The organism is Rhizobium sp. YS-1r (assembly GCF_000757525.1).
In the GTDB taxonomy this organism is placed as follows: Bacteria; Pseudomonadota; Alphaproteobacteria; order Rhizobiales; family Rhizobiaceae; genus Neorhizobium; species Neorhizobium petrolearium.
On the sequence record NZ_JPYQ01000056.1, the window covers coordinates 75,322 to 91,364 of the forward strand.

The following is a 16,043-nucleotide window of genomic DNA, read 5'->3' on the forward strand; positions in this document are numbered from 1 at the left end:
GCGAAGCTGAACAATTGATCCCGTAAATCGATTGTAGTGATGAACGCCTTGAGAGCGAAAGGCCGGACTGGATGGAGACGAATTAGCCCCTCTCCTGAAAAATCTAGCACTTAGCCTCCGGCTAAGCTGCTGATCTTTCTTCCTCTCCCGCAAGGGGAGAGGCGGGCCTTCACCCCACCCGTCTCCCATACCTGTCCGCCACCCGCGCCAGCACGCCCAGCACCCACCAGGCGGACAGACTGGCCGTCGCCGCGCCCGCGAGCATCACCTCGGCGTCTGAAAGCTCGCCGCCGATCCCCAGCCTCGTCTCGAGCCAAAGCCCGGTCGGACCGCCGAAGATCAGCCCGAAGCTCACGCCGGTCAGAAAACGGCTCGCCGCCTCGCGACGGCTTTTCGGCACGAGGTAGATCAGCGAGACACCGGCTCCCGCCATCGAGCCCAGGACCTTGGCGATCCCGACGCCCGGATCGCTTCCGAGGTCAGACATTTTTAATCTCTCTTTTTTAGAATTTGCGCATAAAGAGCCGCCAGGGCTCGGCTGCAGTGCCACGCGCCGTCAGGCGAAAAGGATACCGCAGCTCTTCAAGATGCCGCATGTCCGATCACAGCATGCAGCAGCCATAACGGCTCACTCGGCCTCCCTTCGGGGCGGCCGCTTCTGTTTTCGTCAGTCTTCGGAATCGCTTGGACGTGCTTGTTGCGAAGTTGAGTCCGGGGCTTGAGAGGTTGAGCCAGGTTCTTGACAAACCACGCGAAGGCGATACTTGCCGATTGGCTCAGCCTTCTTCGCCGGGCTCTCCGTCCTTTTCGAGTTCGAGCGGCTCCTGGCGACCGTGACGGATATGCGAAACGTAGACGGCTGACTTTTCAACCCGATAATGGATGATGTAGGCTCCCGATACGAGACGGCGGCGCCCCTCCAGAGCCTGAAGATCACCGCCTGCCCTCGGAAACTCCCCTAACAGCCGCAAGGACGACCGCAACTGGCGCATCACCGCCATTGCGGCGCGTGGATTGAACTGCTCCAGATAGGCGCGCTCCTGCCGGAGGAACCGGCCCGCTTTCTTCGACAGGATCACCTTCATCACGCAGCGTCGCTTTTGCGCTCATCCAGAAGCTCGTCGAAAAGCTCCTCCATGTCGACCGTCTCGCCATCGCGGATCTGCTCTTCGCCCTTGCGGATCTGCAGGATATCGTTCCCCTCCGCCATCAGATAATATTTCAGCGCGCGCACGATCACCCAGGATCGGCTGCGATCCGCGGTCTCCGCGATCTTCTCGACGTCTTCCAGAATGTCGAGCGGCAGGCGCAGCGTGATCGGATCGGAAAGAACAGGCTTGGCCATGGGAGCCTCCATTTGTAATACGGCGTATTACAAATTACACCAATTCCGCTCCTGTTAATACCCCACCGCTTCGCGCTTCTCATCATCGCTCAGGAAGGTCGCGGCCCCCACCCTCGCCCAGAGCGCTTCACGTTCTGCGGAAAGCCCGGCGATTCGGTCGAGGTCGGGCTCCAGCCGCAACCCGCCTCCATAGGCATCCGACAGCCAGGCGGAGAAGCTCGCGGCGGTGCGGGAAATCAGCGGCAGCACGGTCAGGCGGTAGAAGGCGCGGTTCGCCTCCTGGTAATTGGCATAGGTGTTGTCGCCCGGGATGCCGATCAGCATGGGCGGCACGCCGAACGCGAGCGCGATGTCGCGCGCCGCACCGTTCTTCGCCTCGATGAAATCCATGTCCTTCGGCGAGAGCCCCATCGATTTCCAGTCGAGACCGCCTTCCAGAAGCAGCGGCCTGCCGGCATTCACCGCACCGGAATAGCCCGCCTCCAGCTCGTCTTTCAGCCGCTCGTACTGGTCGGCTGAGAGATTGCCGCCGTCCTTCGGCTGGTAGACCAGCGCGCCGGAGGGTCTGGCGGAATTGTCGAGCAGCGCCTTGTTCCAGGAAGCCGCCGCATTGTGCAGGTCGAGCGCCGCACCCGCCGCGCCGATCGGCGGAAAGCCGCAATGGTCGTCGAGCGGATGAAACAGTTTCAGATGCAGCAGCGCCAGCCCATCGGTCTCCGCAGCCAGTCGCCGCGTGACGCCGCCGGCGCGGTAGTCGTAGCCCGTCACCCAGCCGTCGCGGCCCTCGACCACGCTCACCCGGTCGGGACGCAGGAGATGCAGTTCCCGCAGGGTCCCGCCGATCAGAAGCGGCTCCACATAGGCATTGCCGGAAAGCAGCAGATGCCCATAAAGCGCCTCGAAGAAATCCGGTCCGCCCTGCCGCCCGTTCGGCCGGGAGAGGAGCGCCAGCGCCGGATGATCCGCCACCTCGCTTCCGCCTTCATAGGCAAGCCAGGGCACCGCCGCTGCCGCTTCGGCAATCATCCGCATGGCACGGTAGGCGACCGGGTTCCTCATGAAGCCGGCACGCGACAGCGCCGCATAGGAACGTCCGGACCAATAGGCCGCGCCCTCGCCGGAAACGATCGTAAATCCTGACGCAAAGCCCGTTGCCGTTTTGGTCTCGGGCTGGGCAGCAAAAGCGCCTGCAGCTTCGGATGTCCGGGCTTCGCGCATGGCCTTTCGTCCGCCGGCGGAAAACCCCTGAGGGAACCACCGACGCCGGAATGGAGATTTCATGGAGTAATTCCTTCGGCTCTATAAGGATCGGGCGGCTCTGTAGAGATCGGGCCAGGTGCAGCGACCGCGCCTTCAGCCCGTGGTGTAGCTGATGCAGCTATAGAAGGCCCTGCCATAGTCGGCGAGTTGCGGCGCCCGCTCGACACCGTTGATGATCCGGCGTGCGTTCAGCCAGTCCTCCTTCGGTCCCAGGAAGAACTGCTCCAGCCGGTGACCGGTGAAACTGCCCTGCTCCATGCCGAGGAACATGATGCGCAAGGCGACATCCATTCGCAGCGTCACCGAAGGGTCGGTCACAAGATCCATACCGGTCACCCGGCTTAACTTCTCGTAATTGCGGGGATGCGTAAGCTGCACCAGCCCGCGGCCCAGCCAGGTCTGGCCGCCCGGATCCCGCCGCCAATAGGGATTGCTGACCCAGGGAAGCCGACCGCGCCGCCAGGCGTTTTCCAGTATGGCGATGGCCTTGTCGTCCGTCGGTGCCAGCGTTTCCCGCACCGGCTGCATCGTTCGGGCCGTCTCGTGGAATGCCGTCCCGAGCATATAGGCGAGCCAGCGATCGTCCTTGGCAGGACTCGTCTGCTCCCAATGATCAAGGATCGCCTCCAGCCCATGAACCTGATGCTGCTGAAACCGTCCCCCGAACAGCCGCTGACGCGCGTTCTCGAAGAAGAAACGCCTGTTGATCCCCATTCCCAACCCTCCCGTTTCGCGATTTACCAATAAAATACTCTCGCAAAAATTGTATATGCGAATTACATCTTCAAGGTGATTTTTCTATTTACACATCTATAGGATGCAATACTGCGAACGAAGGTGCGCCGGGAGGCATCCCGCCGATCGCGGTCCTCAACATTCAATCGGTTTAGAAAAACTAAATCGTTTTAAGCTCTTAGGCGCCACTTTACTTTTCATTGACGCTATGGAACCAACGGTGCCGCAGGACGTTCATGTCTGCCTTCTAATGAACAAGGAGATCATGATGATGCAGCAGCCGATGCAGGCCGCCCCTTCCAAGCAGATCCCCCAGCATATCGCCGAGCGCATGGAATCCGAATGGAAAGAGATGCGCGAAAACGCTCCGCCGAAGCCGGCAAGCCAGCAGCGCTGATCACCACGATCCAATCATCGAGCCGCGTCAGATGCCCCGCACGCGCGGCTCCCCCGAGCCTTCCAGCAGAAGCGCCGTCAGCGCCCAGACCAGTGCGTCGAGCCGGTCCGGCGAACGGCCGGAAGACAGCCCGTTCGGCCCGAAATCGCACATCTGGTCCTCCAGGTCCGCGAACCGCCCGGCATGGGCGACGCGACCCTGCTCATAGAGTGCCGCCACCGGCTCTGCCCGCAGGAATTTCCCCCGCGTCGCACGCACCATGGTCACCGGCAGGACCGAATCGACGCTTTTCAGCATCGCCGTCACCATCTCGCCGCCCTGGTTGACCTCCGCCACCACGCGGTCCGCCTGGAAGCGCGAAAAGGCCTTCGCCACCGCATGCGCCCAGCCGGCCGGGCTTGCGCCCTCCACCGAGCAGTCGGCAAGCACCACCGCCCTTCCGCTTGTCTCCAGCCCCGCCACGACGATGCCGCAGCAGGAGCCTGCACCTGAACCGGAGGGTGGATCGACCGCCACGACGATGCGCCTGAGCGCGCCGGCGAAGCGTCCCCCCTGAAAACCGATCCGGCAGGCTTCGATGTCGGCGCGTTTCCACAGCGCGTCCTCGCGGTCCTCGATCAGCTCGCCGGCGATCTCCTGCCGCCCGAGCCGAGTGCCGCCATAGCGCGCCTCCAGCACCTCCAGAAAACCCGGCGCCAGATTTTTAGCATTCGCCTCGGTCGAGATCCTGATCAGACTGGTCCCCGGGTCGGCGATCAGCCGTTTCAGCACCGGCACCGGCCGTGGCGTGGTGGTCACGAGCTGGCGCGGATCCGCCCCGAGCCGAAGCCCGAACTGCAGCATGTCGAACGTCTCTTCGGCATGTTTCCATTTGGCGAGTTCATCGCACCAGGCGAAGTGGAATTGCGGCCCGCGCAGCGCCTCCGGGTCTTCGGAGGAGAAGATCTGCGCCACAGCACCGTTCGGCCAGACGAGCCTGCGGCGGGAAATCTCGAAATCCGGCCGCTTCGCCCTCGCGACCCGGCAGATGCCGGAAACGCCGTCGATCATCACCTCGCGGGCATCGCCCAGCGTTTCCGCCACCAGCGCGATCCTGAGATTGGACCGTTGTTCCGCGGAGGCCAGCGCATGCACCCATTCGGCGCCGGCGCGTGTCTTTCCCGACCCTCGCCCGCCCATGATCAACCACGTCCGCCAGTCGCCGGCGGGAGGTTTCTGTTCGGGACGACCTTTGAAATCCCAATCCCGCTCATGATCGAGCATGAACTCATTGAAAGGATCATCAACCTGCTCCTCTCGAACCGGAGGGCGATTGCATATGGCAGCGAGACCATGTGGCGGATCAATCTCCCCTCTTGAGGGGGGTGAGGCGTGATCCGGCGAAGCCGGAGCGATCGATCCAGTGAATCGATCGCAGCGCCGAACGCCCGGCAGGACAGAGGGGGGTGCCGCCTCAACCTCTTCGTCAATGATCAGCTTCTCGGCACGGTCGCCACCCCCCTCTGTCACCTCTGGTGACATCTCCCCCACAAGGGGAGAGATCGGCGGGAGTTCGCCGCGATGCCTCGCCCTGTCATCCGCGATCGCTTTGGCCAGCTTCCTGCCTTCCCCAGATGCTGCGACGTTTTCCTCACGTGCGGCCGTGATCGTCTGCATGCCTCGATTCAATTGCTTGGAAACCACCAGTGCCTTGCTCGCCATCTTCTCGCCCGCCAACCGTTGTGTCCGGAGGCTCGGCGGCTTTGCGTTCAAGTAGCTCGGTGACCCACGGCGGCGGACCATCCCGTTTCCATGCTTCAAAAAGGCGGGCGGCATATTCATTGGCGCGCTCCTCGATCAGTTTTATGAAGCGGGCTTTCGCCTCCTCATACCCACCCTCATCGGCCACGCGCTCGGCTTCGAGCTCCCGGTCGCGGGCGAGTTGGCGCTGCAGGCTGTCGACCTTTTCGAGCGTGCGCACGATCAGCGACATGGCGTCGGTCGCCGCCTTCACGTCGGCGCGCGCCAGTTTCTGGGCCGCCTCGTCGCCGTCCTCCAGCGCCTTTTCCGCCGACCTGCGCATGTCGCGGAACGTTTCGAACTGCGCACGCATCTCGGCGGTCATGTCGTTCAGCAGCCGGCGCAATTCCTCGGCCGGCTGGATCGCGCACTCGGCCGACTTGATTTCCAGCAGCACGCCGCGCGCCCTGTCGGCCAGTATCTCGTCGTCCATGACGATCCCGTCGCCATAGGCAGGCCGTTCCGCCCAGAGCCCGAAGAGCGCCGGATCGAAATTTTCGAAATCATCCATGGCCGATTCCCCGATGCGCTTTCGCGCATGCCGCGTCGCCTGGCGCCCGTTCCCGGTCGCCGGCGCTCCTGCTATCGATTGTCGTGATAAAAAAAGCCCGGCATAAAGACCGGGCCGATGACTGGAAGCCTTGCCACCGAGAACCTCCAAAGGCTCCGCGCCGGCGCAATTCTTCGACTGTAACCAAACCCTATCAAACCACCGTCACACCGTCAAGGATTATTTTCCTAATTATGCGCTTTGCGTACCAAGCGGCGGAAATGGCATGATTCCCGGGCGTGACAGGCTGGGAGAGACGGCAGAGGAAATTAAGATCACGCCTCAGATGGTGGCTTCTGGGGAAGCGGCTTACAGGCGATATCAAGATCTTTCTGACGGGATCATTTGGGAAGCAAATGTGAGGGCAATGATTCTGGAAGTCCTGCGTGATGCGCTTTCAGCTCGTCGCGGACTTGGAGCAACAGCCGCCAAAGATCTTTGCTCAACTCAAAACAACGGAATGCGGCGTTCTTAACCTCGTTCACGAGGGCCTTATCAAGGTCCCTTTTGATTTCGCCCAACAGGTTCACCCCACTCTTGTCTGGGATTGAGTGAAAAGTGAAACTAGCCATTCTCATCGTAAGAGGGTCGGCGTGGTAGTATCCGTGGCAATACATATTTCTTGTTTGGGTAAGCCTGTCGAATTGGGCAGCAAGCCGCGCAATCGCGTCAGATGATTTATCGCTGATGGCTGATATTTTCGATAGGTTTATGATGTAATCTACACGGGCGCGTGTGCTCTTGGTCGATACCCAGAACACTTCGCACGTGCCCTGAGGGCCTTGGACAAAGCAGCGCATAAATCCTAGAAATAAGCTTTCGCACGCTGCCCAATTCATCACCAAGCCGCCGACCCAGTATGCAAACTGGTCGTCAAGTTCGACAAGCCCGGCAGGAGTGCTTGGGAATTTGAGAGATGCCATGACGGACCCTGATAAGAAGATTGACGAAAACAAGGGCGACGACATTTTGCGACGTATGCTCAAGTCGCCGCCCGATCCGAGAACCCCTCCCAAGCCGAAGCCTGGGAAGGACAAGGAGGAACCTAGTAACGATTGATCGGTTACGATCACTGATCGTTGCAGGGAGTTTTTATATGTCTTCTGAGGTCTGTTTCTATCCCCTCACGCAGGGACAAGTGGCCGGGGACGTGCAAGGTACAGAAGTGAGTGGCCCCGGCGGCGCGAATGCGCTGCCACGTATGATGAAGTACCAAGTTCGCGGTGAGGCGGTTGTGGAAGCTTTCTGTTTCACCAATATAGATGGCGTCCCAGTTGCCGTTGGCAGCGAGCTTGCACGCAATGTAAACACCGGGCTTGTGGAGATAGAGGGCCCCGATAAGGTCAAGTTGGAACGCATAGATCGTACCGCTTTGGCCTCTCCAATTAATGATAACTGGGGATGCCGGATACGCTACAGGTCGTTTAGGTAGCTCTGGAAGTGTAGCCATATAAAAAAGTCCTTATGTGTTACCAAAGGACGGCTTGACGACTCACCCGTGAGGATTAAAGTCTGAGATGTCTTCATATCGAGCCGCCCTATGGCTTGGTTTGAGTTGGGGTGATGGTTGTAGGAGACCATCACCCTGCAATCTCAGACAGAGAAATTGATTCGCGCAAGGTTGGCGAGGATAGATTCCTGTTATTCACGGATTGTTTTTCTTTTGCTTCCACAGGAATCTTCGCGCCTTCTGCTTAGGCGTAAGCAGCTTCACCAACCCGCCGATAAGTAAGACGCTTGTCTCGCGACAAGCGAAGCAAGTCTTCGGCGCGTTCGGCATCCGAGATTTTCAAGGCGGCGCGGCGGTTATACCTGAGATCGAAATTGGCAAGGTAACGATGAAGGTGGACTTCGCCACAATGTTGGTAAGCGAACGTATCCTTTGCCGGAATACGGGCGTGTCGGAGGAGGTTCGCCGCCTACACCCTAAGCGCCGCTTGCCACAGGTGAGAACCTGCGGGACAATCGACGCGGGAGGAACCGACCATGGGTGTCTACAACGATGTCATCCTGCCGAAGCTTTGCGATCTTGCGATGCGGAACGAGCGGCTGCGGCCGTATCGCGAGCGCGTGATCGGCGCCGCCGAGGGGCGTGTATTGGAGATCGGCAGCGGTTCCGGCCTCAACCTGCCCTTCTACGGCGCAAGGGTCCGCGAAATTCTGGCGCTCGAACCTTCCCCAAATCTTCTGGCGCTCGCCCGCAGCGCCCCGCAGTCGGCAATGCCCGTCCAGTTCATCGAGGCCTCTGCGGAAGCGATCCCGCTGGATGACGGCAGCGTCGATACGGTCGTGACGACCTGGACGCTCTGCACGATCCCGGGGGCGGCCGCGGCACTTTCGGAAATGCGCCGCGTGCTGAAACCCGGCGGGAAACTGCTGTTCGTCGAACACGGGCGGTCGCCCGACCGCGGCGTGCGCTGGTTTCAGGATGGCCTCACGCCCGTCTGGCGGCGCATCAGCGGCGGTTGCCATCTCAATCGCCCGATCCGGTCGATGATCGAGGACGGCGGGTTTCGGATCGACCGGGTCGAGACCGGCTACATGCAGGGGCCGAAACCGATGACGTTCATGTATGAAGGCAGCGCCCGCCCGAACTGACAGCCACTCACGTGCCGCAGAACGTCTGCGTCACCCGTTCCTCCGGCTTCGGCGGCGCCATCAGGTCGGCGAATTCCGGCCGCTCATCATAGGGATTTTCCAGCGCCTCCAGCAGCCGTTCGAAGAAGCTGAAATCGCCGTAATTGGCAGCGGCAATCGCCTCCTCCACCCGATGGTTGCGGGGAATCACCGCCGGATTGACGGCGCGCATCGCAGCCGCCCGTTCCCCGCCCGACCGGTCTTCACCCGCCAGCCGCTCCCGCCATGCCGTCAGCCAATCCTGCGCCTTGGCGGTGTCGGCAAATGAGGCGAGGAACGCCTCGTCGCGGCCCTCCGCCGCATCGGCCAGACGCCGGAACACAAGGGTAAAATCCGCCTCGCCTTCGTGCATGGCGGCAAACAGCGACTGGATCAGGTCGCCGTCGCCATCCGCCCCGGAAAACAGCCCGATCTTCCTTCGAAAGACAGTGAGCCATTCGCTCTGGAACCGTTCGCCGAATTCTGTCAGCACGGCATTCGCAGCATTCACCGCCTTTTCCTCGTCACCGTCCAGAAGCGGCAGCAGGCATTCGGCCAGCCGCGCGATGTTCCACTGGCCGATGCCCGGCTGGTTGCGATAGGCGTAGCGGCCCATCTGGTCGATCGAGGAAAACACTTTCATAGGATTATATTCATCGAGAAAGGCGCAGGGGCCGAAATCGATCGTCTCGCCGGAAATCGTCATGTTGTCGGTGTTCATCACGCCATGGATGAAGCCGACGCCCAGCCAGCGGGCGATCAGGTCGGCCTGTTTCAGTGCCACGGCCCTCAAGAGCGCAAGATACCGGTTTTCTTCGTCTTTCAGCTCCGGGTAATGCCGTTCGATCACGTAGTCGGCGAGGAGCTTCACGCCGTCATTGTCACCGCGGGCGGCGAAGAACTGGAAGGTGCCAACCCTTACATGGCTTGCCGCGACCCGCACGAAGACGGCGCCCTGCTCGACCGTCTCGCGATAGACCGGCTCGCCGGTCGCAACCGCCGCCAGCGCCCTTGTCGCCGGAATGCCGAGTGCGGCAAACGCCTCGGAGACGATATATTCGCGCAGCACCGGTCCCAGCGCGGCGCGGCCGTCGCCGCGGCGGGAAAACGGCGTCGGTCCGGCACCCTTCAGCTGAATGTCGCGGCGCAGCCCGTGCCGGTCCACGACCTCGCCCAGCAGGATCGCGCGGCCGTCGCCGAGCTGCGGCACGAAATTGCCGAACTGGTGGCCGGCATAGGCCATGGCGATCGGCGCAGCGCCGGGCGGCACGACATTGCCGGCGAGGATCGCTGCCAGCCGCGCCGGATCGGAAAAATCCGCCTCGACACCCAGTTCCTCGGCAAGTTCCTGGTTGAACTTGATCAGCTTCGGCCCCTCGACCGGCTCGGGATAAACGGAGGCGAAAAACCGGTTCGGCAAGCGGGCATAGGAATTATCGAACTGGAACACGGGAAACTCCTTCGGCGCGGCAGGCTTCTTCCGCCGCGCGGGCTCTTCCCCAATATGGGGAATCTCCCCTGTCGAACAAGCGAAATGCGCTTTTGTTGCGCGCTTCAGGCACTCTTCAGCCGTATGCCGAAACCGAACAGGAAGGTGAGCGCAGCACCCGCCGCCGCCGTACCGTAGAGCCACAGCGAGGCGCTCGCATCGCCGTTTTCCAGGCCCGCGACGAGCCCGGTCGCGGTGGCGATCATGCCGGCGATCCCCGCGCCGATCGCGTAGCCCGTCGTCGAGATGGTCGGCAAAAGCGCGCTCGCCAGATCCCGCTCGGCACTCTCGGCCGCTTCCATCGCCGCCTGGTTGATGCTTGCCCAGGCAACCCCGAAGCCGGTGCCGATCGCCATCTGGCCGACAAGCAGCGGCATCACGGAGCCCATCGCGAAGGCTGTGCCGAGCGCCAGGAAGCCGAGGAGCTGAAACAGCGCGCCGCTCAGCATCCATCTCTCCCGCGAACCGACGGCCGCCACCCGGCTCACCAGCACCGCGACCGCGCTCCAGGTGAGCGCCATGATCACGACGATGGAGCCCACCACCGACGGCCGGAAATCGAAGACGGCGCCGATCATCATTGCCAGGTAGACGCTGCCGACCGAATGGCTGGCGGACATGATGAGCAGAACCCAGAACCCGTGCCCCAGCACCGAGCCGAGCCGGAAAGCGCCCGCCGGAAACAGTTTCGGGCCGATCTTCCCGTCGAGCTTCAGCGCCGGCAGGAAAAGTGCGGCACCTGCGGCGATCGTCATGGCCTGCATGCCGCCTCCACTCATCACCGATGACAGCGACAGGACGAAGGCGGCTGCAAGGCAAAGGGCAATCGTTGCGACGGAAAGCGGGACGGGCGCCGCCTCCGTCATCCGGGGCTTTGCGGCAAGCGCGAAGAAAGGCAGAAGCAGGACGAAAGGCGCAACCGCCAGAAACGACGCACGCCAGGAATAGGCTTCCGTCAGCAGCCCGCCGGCCAGCGGTCCGGCGATCGCCGCAACGGCCCAGACGATCGCCTCGACGGCAAAAACCCTGGCGATCAGCGCGGACGGGAAATTGGCCGGGATGAGGCTGTAGCAGATCGCCACGATCAGCCCGTCGGCAATGCCCTGGAACAGCCGCCCGGCCATGATCCAGGAAAAGCTCGGCGCCGACAGCGCCAGAAGGCCGCCGAATGCAAAGACCAGTGTCGAGACGACAAGGCTTGTGCGCGGGCCAAACCGGTCGCGCATGGCCGCCGCCCCCGTGCCGCCTGCTATCGAGCCCAGGAAGTAGAGCGTATAGGCCCAGCTGAAATAGGCCGTGCCGCCGATCTCCGCGGCCGCCGGCGGCAGGGCCGCCACGATCGCGAACTGGTTGAAGGCGTGCAGGCCGACGCCCGCCGAAATCAGCCCGAGCATCGCCCCGTCGCGGCCCTTCAAAAGCCTCGACCAACCCACATTCACGTCCTGCAACACGCCCTTACCCTTCCCTTTGTCACGGTCGCCGGGACGCTACAACCTCAAGCGCAGTTGAGGTCAAGGGACAGGATGAAAATAAAACTCCTTCTGTTTCAGCCTCTTATGGGGGCTCTTCGGTTTTCGCATCCTGTTGTATTTTAGCTACAGCTTTTCAAGTTATCCGCCATACATCATAATCATCTTCAATCGGAGGGAATATCCATGAAGGCTCTTTTCATTTTCGCAGCATCGGCCGCCATGACCGCTTCTTCCGTTGTTTTCGCAGCAGATGCGGTCGAACAGATCCCCGCCGCGCCGGAAGTGGTGGAGACGCCATCCTTCACGTGGTCCGGCCCTTATCTTGGTCTCCATGGCGGCTATGCCTGGGGTGAAGGTGACGCGACGGCAGCCGGCGGCGGCAGTAACGACAATTTCGACGGCGGGCGCTTCGGCGGCTTCGTCGGTTACAACTGGCAGTTCTCCAACGGTTTCGTGGCCGGTGTCGAAGGCGACCTGAACTACGACTGGAACGAGAACAGCTATGCGGGCGATTTCGACATGGACACCGGCTTCTCCGGTGGATTGCGCGGCCGCGTCGGTTATGCTTTCGACCGCGCATTGCTTTATGCGGCCGGCGGCTGGACGATGACCAATATCAGCGTCGAAGGGCCGGGCGTGGATGACGACGACACCCTGCATGGCTGGACGGTCGGCGCCGGTCTGGACTATGCCTTCACGGACAATTTCTTCGGCCGGGTGGAATATCGCTACAACGACTATGGCGACGGGGATCTCGGTGGCTTCGACACCGATTTCAACCAGCACATCATCAATGTCGGCATCGGCGTGAAGTTCTGAGGCCCTGGAGAACCAGCCCTCTGTCTGATTGTCATCACGAGAAAGCCGCCTGAAGGAAACTTCCGGCGGTTTATCCGGTCGGCTGAGTTTGCCGAAGCGGAAAGGGGCGCGGGCATCGGGACCGCGAACGCAGATCGTCCCGGAAGCGAAGGTCCGCCTCATCATGCCCGCAGCCCTTCGCATGAATTGACGTTTGTCAAAATTTTGAAAGGCGACTACTCTACAAGCTCAGGTAGTTCATATCTGCCGTGGCGGGGCGACATCGTGCAGGAATTCATCGCGAAGAAAAACATCGAACGCTTTCGCTCGATGTTGGAAGCGGAAGTGGATGAAGGCCGGAGGCGCATGCTCGAGAAGCTGATCGAGGAAGAAGAACGCGTGCTCGACGCCATCAAATCGGCGACGCAATCTGACGGCGACCAGGACCAAGGGATTGCCTTCCTCTGTCCCGCAGATGTGGACGTTTGGTTAGAATGGCGGCACCCTGCGGTCTCACCCCGGCAGATCACGAAACCGCCCCGGTTGCCGATCCAGCATCAAAGCATAAATCCCCGCTCCGACGGCCGAAGATGTGATCCCGAACTTCATTTGAAGCTCAGGATCACACGGGTGTTCTGCCGGGTTATGTTTCGGAGTTCTCTTCCAAGATGCCTAGACTCCAATACCACCGGCTATGTTCACGGTCTCGCCGGTAATGTAGCCCGCATGTGGTCCGGCGAGGAAGCAGACGGTTTCGGCCACCTCTTCGAGGGTTGCAATGCGACGGATCGGATGCATATCAAGGATGGCGTCACGGTTCGGAAGCTCACCGGCCACATCAGCGGCCATGTCCGTGGGCATGATGCCCGGCTGGATAACGTTGACGGTGATATTGCGGGGGCCAAGATCGCGCGCAATGCCCTTGGCGTAGCCGGCGAGCGCCCACTTTGTTCCGGCATAGTCGGCGACACCCGAGAAAGGCACGACTGAGCCAAGGCGAGAGCCGATGAAGATGATCCGGCCGCCATCGGTCAATTTCGACGCCGCCGCGCGCGTGTTGGCGATCGTACCCATAACATTGACCTGCCACTGGTGATTGTATTTCTCGCCGTCGAGTTCCGGATCGTCGACAGTCTGCCCCTGGATCGCAATGCCGGCATTGTTCACAAGGATATCCAGCCTGCCGAACTCGGCAAGCACCCTGTCGATCAAAGGCCTGGCGGAGGCAAGGTCAGCCTGGTCGCTCTTTACCGCAATCGCGCGAACACCCTTTCCTCTGAGCTTCTCCACGACAGCTTCCGCCTTGTCTGCCGAGGCCGCGTAGCTGATCGCAACGTCTGCTCCGTGGTCGGCCAGCGCTTCCGCGGTCGCAGCGCCAAGGCCGCGGGAGCCGCCGGTTACGAGAACGACCTTTCCCTTCAGTATGTTCGACATGAATACCCTTTCTAGATTTGGTCAGGGCGCCGCCCGGTTGTGATGAGCGATGCCGTCACTTTTAGTAACGTACGTTACTATAATGATCGGTATGAAATTTGACGGCCGCGGTCAAGGGGTTTAATAATGATCATTATGAAACAGGCCGGTTTGAACTGATGGGACGCCATCGCGAATTTGACGTGGAGAAAGCGCTCGACGCCGTTTTGTGCGTCTTCTGGCGCAAGGGCTACGAGGGGGCATCCTACGCCGACCTGACCGCGGCCGCCGGTGTCGAGAGACCTGCCCTCTATTCGGCATTCGGCAACAAGGAAGCGCTCTTTCGTAAAGCCCTGGTGCGCTATTACGAGCGATACCTGCACTACATCCCGGCGGCGCTGGCGCTTCCGACGGCGCGAGAGGTCGCAGCGCACATTCTCTACAATGCAATCGACCTCAACACCCGTTATCCCGACCATACGGGATGTCTGGTCATCAACGGTGTCCTGGCAGGATCGGATGACGCGGAGCCTGTCCGGCAGGTATTGATAGAGGCTCGCGCGGTTGCTGAGGCGCAGCTTCGCGAACGCTTCGAACAGGCAAAGGCCGAAGGCGACCTGCCGGAGACGGCCAGACCCGATGCCCTTGCAGCATTTCTCATGGCCGTGCTTCACGGCATGGCAGTGCAGGCCAAAGCCGGTTTCAGTCGTGAAGCGCTTGAGGCCGTCGCCGAGCAGGCGCTGTCCACGTGGCCTGCGGGCCGCTCTGCGCTATCCGGAAAGTCATCCTGAACGCCAGGCGAGATGCCGGTCGCCGCTTGCAAAGATCTGTGCGCCTGCCGATCCAGCAAAGCCGGGGTTGTTCATCCCGATACTGGAGCGATCGCCAGGATCTTCGTTGTGTTTGCTTTCCAGCAAAGACCCTATGGAAAAAGTCGATACCGTTTCTTCTTCCGAGTAAAACGGGTAACAGACCACGAATGGCCAAGGATCAAAGCAGGACAGCGGCGCGCTCGACGCCTCCTCCGCGGATGAGAACCTGATCGTATGTACCGACTTCGCCATCAGGAAGACGGATGGCCGGGGCTTTGAAGTGAGGGTCATGACCCAACGCGGGTATTATTGGGTTTCAGCCAATCACGCGGATCGTTACGATGGCGAGACACAAACGTTCGTCCTCAGCCTGATCGAAACCAACAATTTCCTGCAGCAGGTGCGAAAGGTCGGCCTGCGAACCCGATATCACGGGCCGACCGATATCGATCTTCTTTGACGCTCGTCGTGATGCCGGATGTGTCAACGGACGGCTTTGATATCGGACAATGTGGTCCGTCCGTTTTCAAGCAAGATGAATACCGGTTCCAAAGAAACCGAGTTGAGGAGCTGGAGCATGAAAAGCATTATCGCATTGACCGCCATTTGCATCGCTCTTGCCGGATGTACCCAGACGAGCCGCTATACCAGCGTGCCCGGATACGCCCATAGAACCGATCCCACCTGCAAAAGAACCCAACCACCCTCGAAATACGACCCGAAATGCGATTGCCCGGATGTAGGTTACGAGGGCTTTTCGCCTCCTGTCGCATGCGGATCCAGATAGGTGCCGGCTCCAGACGGAACGGCTCCGCCTCCTCCAATTTCTGTCTGACCATCGGGTCCTGCGAAAACCGCTTCACACTTTCCAGCCGATGCTTCTGAAGCCGGCACAGCTTGCCGCTAGGTTGACCCGATTGCGGCAAGCCCGGCATAAGAGGATATGGCAGCAAGGATTACCAGATCGACTAAGCATAGCGGCGTACGGTTCGAGTGGCGCGGAACATTCGCCAACACGGAACTCAATGAACTTCATTCCGAGTGTTTCCAGCACCCTTTGACCGACGACGATTGGTGGAGCCGGCTCAATACCTTCAGTCTTGGCTGGATTTGCATGCGCATGTCGAAGCGGCTTGTCGGCTTCGTCAACGTCGCATGGGACGGTGGCGTCCATGCATTTTTGCTCGACACGATGATCACAACGGATCTGAGGCGCCGCGGCTATGCCACTGCACTCGTCGAAGAGGCCGTGAAGCACGCAAGAGCTTTACGCTGCGAATGGCTCCACGTGGACTTCGAGCCGCATCTGTGCGACTTCTATTACGGCGCCTGCACGTTCGAGGCGACCGATGCGGGCCTTATTCGTCTTCGGTAGTT

Annotated in this window: 19 protein-coding genes and 1 pseudogene; 6 read left to right on the top strand and 14 right to left on the bottom strand. The window is 60.9% G+C overall.

From position 1 onward, the window contains the following. Positions 1-169: 169 nt before the first annotated feature. From JL39_RS25855 to JL39_RS25875, 5 genes are all read right to left on the bottom strand, one after another. Entirely contained in the window at positions 170-487 is a 318-nt protein-coding gene (locus JL39_RS25855) for a DUF6107 family protein (RefSeq protein WP_037157545.1), read from the bottom strand. Positions 488-776: 289 nt separating this feature from the next. Beyond that, complete coding sequence (locus tag JL39_RS25860; protein ID WP_037157547.1) at positions 777-1,085, bottom strand: type II toxin-antitoxin system RelE/ParE family toxin; 309 nt, start codon at positions 1,083-1,085, stop codon at positions 777-779. Further along, complete coding sequence (locus JL39_RS25865) at positions 1,085-1,345, bottom strand: ribbon-helix-helix domain-containing protein (RefSeq protein WP_037157548.1); 261 nt, start codon at positions 1,343-1,345, stop codon at positions 1,085-1,087. Before JL39_RS25865 ends, JL39_RS25860 begins: the two co-directional genes overlap by 1 nt. A gap of 54 nt (positions 1,346-1,399) precedes the next feature. Continuing rightward, entirely contained in the window at positions 1,400-2,563 is a 1,164-nt protein-coding gene (locus JL39_RS25870; RefSeq protein WP_052183120.1) for a phage portal protein, read from the bottom strand. Positions 2,564-2,698: 135 nt separating this feature from the next. Then, positions 2,699-3,319: a hypothetical protein gene (locus JL39_RS25875; protein WP_200884008.1), complete on the bottom strand. Its 621-nt coding sequence runs from the start codon at positions 3,317-3,319 to the stop codon at positions 2,699-2,701. A 286-nt stretch (positions 3,320-3,605) separates the two neighbouring features. On the opposite strand from JL39_RS25875, the gene JL39_RS32850 reads away from it, so the two are divergent. Beyond that, the gene (locus tag JL39_RS32850) at positions 3,606-3,737 is read left to right on the top strand and encodes a hypothetical protein (RefSeq protein ID WP_280114099.1); all 132 of its coding nucleotides are present in this window, start codon (positions 3,606-3,608) and stop codon (positions 3,735-3,737) included. 27 nt (positions 3,738-3,764) lie between these two features. Here the strand turns inward: JL39_RS32850 and JL39_RS25880 are convergent, their stop codons facing one another. From JL39_RS25880 to JL39_RS31315, 4 genes and pseudogenes are all read right to left on the bottom strand, one after another. Next, entirely contained in the window at positions 3,765-5,000 is a 1,236-nt protein-coding gene (locus tag JL39_RS25880; protein ID WP_037157557.1) for a terminase family protein, read from the bottom strand. 367 nt (positions 5,001-5,367) lie between these two features. Continuing rightward, positions 5,368-6,027: a hypothetical protein gene (locus JL39_RS25885; protein WP_081952993.1), complete on the bottom strand. Its 660-nt coding sequence runs from the start codon at positions 6,025-6,027 to the stop codon at positions 5,368-5,370. A 380-nt stretch (positions 6,028-6,407) separates the two neighbouring features. Continuing rightward, entirely contained in the window at positions 6,408-6,989 is a 582-nt protein-coding gene (locus JL39_RS25890) for a hypothetical protein (RefSeq protein WP_037157559.1), read from the bottom strand. 771 nt (positions 6,990-7,760) lie between these two features. After that, positions 7,761-7,934: pseudogene (locus JL39_RS31315) on the bottom strand (IS1595 family transposase); the annotation flags it as partial. Positions 7,935-8,052: 118 nt separating this feature from the next. Here JL39_RS31315 and JL39_RS25900 point away from each other — a divergent pair. Continuing rightward, complete coding sequence (locus tag JL39_RS25900; protein WP_037157563.1) at positions 8,053-8,664, top strand: class I SAM-dependent methyltransferase; 612 nt, start codon at positions 8,053-8,055, stop codon at positions 8,662-8,664. Between the two features lie 7 nt (positions 8,665-8,671). On the opposite strand, the gene JL39_RS25905 is transcribed toward JL39_RS25900, so the two are convergent. Both JL39_RS25905 and JL39_RS25910 read right to left on the bottom strand, forming a co-directional pair. Beyond that, positions 8,672-10,132, bottom strand: coding sequence for a protein adenylyltransferase SelO (locus JL39_RS25905; protein ID WP_037157565.1), 1,461 nt, complete (start codon positions 10,130-10,132; stop codon positions 8,672-8,674). A 104-nt stretch (positions 10,133-10,236) separates the two neighbouring features. Further along, positions 10,237-11,622: an MFS transporter gene (locus tag JL39_RS25910; protein ID WP_052183121.1), complete on the bottom strand. Its 1,386-nt coding sequence runs from the start codon at positions 11,620-11,622 to the stop codon at positions 10,237-10,239. Between the two features lie 204 nt (positions 11,623-11,826). Between JL39_RS25910 and JL39_RS25915 the strand changes: the two genes are divergently transcribed. After that, positions 11,827-12,462 carry an outer membrane protein gene (locus tag JL39_RS25915; protein WP_037157567.1) on the top strand — a complete coding sequence of 212 codons (636 nt, stop codon included), beginning with the start codon at positions 11,827-11,829 and terminating at the stop codon, positions 12,460-12,462. A gap of 237 nt (positions 12,463-12,699) precedes the next feature. Here the strand turns inward: JL39_RS25915 and JL39_RS25920 are convergent, their stop codons facing one another. Together JL39_RS25920 and JL39_RS25925 are read right to left on the bottom strand one after the other, a co-directional pair. Next, positions 12,700-12,891 carry a hypothetical protein gene (locus tag JL39_RS25920; protein ID WP_037157569.1) on the bottom strand — a complete coding sequence of 64 codons (192 nt, stop codon included), beginning with the start codon at positions 12,889-12,891 and terminating at the stop codon, positions 12,700-12,702. Between the two features lie 222 nt (positions 12,892-13,113). Beyond that, positions 13,114-13,875, bottom strand: a complete 762-nt coding sequence (locus JL39_RS25925; RefSeq protein ID WP_037157571.1) for an SDR family oxidoreductase — start codon at positions 13,873-13,875, stop codon at positions 13,114-13,116. Between the two features lie 158 nt (positions 13,876-14,033). Here JL39_RS25925 and JL39_RS25930 point away from each other — a divergent pair, with 158 nt between their 5' ends. Continuing rightward, the gene (locus tag JL39_RS25930) at positions 14,034-14,645 is read left to right on the top strand and encodes a TetR/AcrR family transcriptional regulator (RefSeq protein WP_037157574.1); all 612 of its coding nucleotides are present in this window, start codon (positions 14,034-14,036) and stop codon (positions 14,643-14,645) included. On the opposite strand, the gene JL39_RS25935 is transcribed toward JL39_RS25930, so the two are convergent. After that, positions 14,637-14,957 carry a hypothetical protein gene (locus JL39_RS25935; RefSeq protein WP_037157578.1) on the bottom strand — a complete coding sequence of 107 codons (321 nt, stop codon included), beginning with the start codon at positions 14,955-14,957 and terminating at the stop codon, positions 14,637-14,639. The genes JL39_RS25930 and JL39_RS25935 overlap by 9 nt on opposite strands. Here JL39_RS25935 and JL39_RS32030 point away from each other — a divergent pair. Together JL39_RS32030 and JL39_RS25945 are read left to right on the top strand one after the other, a co-directional pair. Further along, a complete protein-coding gene (locus JL39_RS32030; RefSeq protein WP_161784805.1) occupies positions 14,956-15,126 on the top strand; it encodes a hypothetical protein in 171 nt (56 codons plus the stop codon). The genes JL39_RS25935 and JL39_RS32030 overlap by 2 nt on opposite strands. Before the next feature lie 483 nt (positions 15,127-15,609). Next, positions 15,610-16,041 carry a GNAT family N-acetyltransferase gene (locus tag JL39_RS25945; protein WP_052183122.1) on the top strand — a complete coding sequence of 144 codons (432 nt, stop codon included), beginning with the start codon at positions 15,610-15,612 and terminating at the stop codon, positions 16,039-16,041. Positions 16,042-16,043: the final 2 nt, after the last annotated feature.

Excerpts from the sequence above, each read along its gene's own strand:
- JL39_RS25855 (WP_037157545.1), bottom strand. The coding sequence starts at position 487 with ATGTCTGACCTCGGAAGCGATCCGGGCGTCGGGATCGCCAAGGTCCTG.
- JL39_RS25860 (WP_037157547.1), bottom strand. The coding sequence starts at position 1,085 with ATGAAGGTGATCCTGTCGAAGAAAGCGGGCCGGTTCCTCCGGCAGGAG.
- JL39_RS25865 (WP_037157548.1), bottom strand. The coding sequence starts at position 1,345 with ATGGCCAAGCCTGTTCTTTCCGATCCGATCACGCTGCGCCTGCCGCTC.
- JL39_RS25870 (WP_052183120.1), bottom strand. The coding sequence starts at position 2,563 with ATGCGCGAAGCCCGGACATCCGAAGCTGCAGGCGCTTTTGCTGCCCAG.
- JL39_RS25875 (WP_200884008.1), bottom strand. The coding sequence starts at position 3,319 with ATGGGGATCAACAGGCGTTTCTTCTTCGAGAACGCGCGTCAGCGGCTG.
- JL39_RS32850 (WP_280114099.1), top strand. The coding sequence starts at position 3,606 with ATGATGATGCAGCAGCCGATGCAGGCCGCCCCTTCCAAGCAGATCCCC.
- JL39_RS25880 (WP_037157557.1), bottom strand. The coding sequence starts at position 5,000 with ATGCTCGATCATGAGCGGGATTGGGATTTCAAAGGTCGTCCCGAACAG.
- JL39_RS25885 (WP_081952993.1), bottom strand. The coding sequence starts at position 6,027 with ATGGATGATTTCGAAAATTTCGATCCGGCGCTCTTCGGGCTCTGGGCG.
- JL39_RS25890 (WP_037157559.1), bottom strand. The coding sequence starts at position 6,989 with ATGGCATCTCTCAAATTCCCAAGCACTCCTGCCGGGCTTGTCGAACTT.
- JL39_RS25900 (WP_037157563.1), top strand. The coding sequence starts at position 8,053 with ATGGGTGTCTACAACGATGTCATCCTGCCGAAGCTTTGCGATCTTGCG.
- JL39_RS25915 (WP_037157567.1), top strand. The coding sequence starts at position 11,827 with ATGAAGGCTCTTTTCATTTTCGCAGCATCGGCCGCCATGACCGCTTCT.
- JL39_RS25925 (WP_037157571.1), bottom strand. The coding sequence starts at position 13,875 with ATGTCGAACATACTGAAGGGAAAGGTCGTTCTCGTAACCGGCGGCTCC.
- JL39_RS25930 (WP_037157574.1), top strand. The coding sequence starts at position 14,034 with ATGGGACGCCATCGCGAATTTGACGTGGAGAAAGCGCTCGACGCCGTT.
- JL39_RS32030 (WP_161784805.1), top strand. The coding sequence starts at position 14,956 with ATGACCCAACGCGGGTATTATTGGGTTTCAGCCAATCACGCGGATCGT.
- JL39_RS25935 (WP_037157578.1), bottom strand. The coding sequence starts at position 14,957 with ATGACCCTCACTTCAAAGCCCCGGCCATCCGTCTTCCTGATGGCGAAG.
- JL39_RS25945 (WP_052183122.1), top strand. The coding sequence starts at position 15,610 with ATGGCAGCAAGGATTACCAGATCGACTAAGCATAGCGGCGTACGGTTC.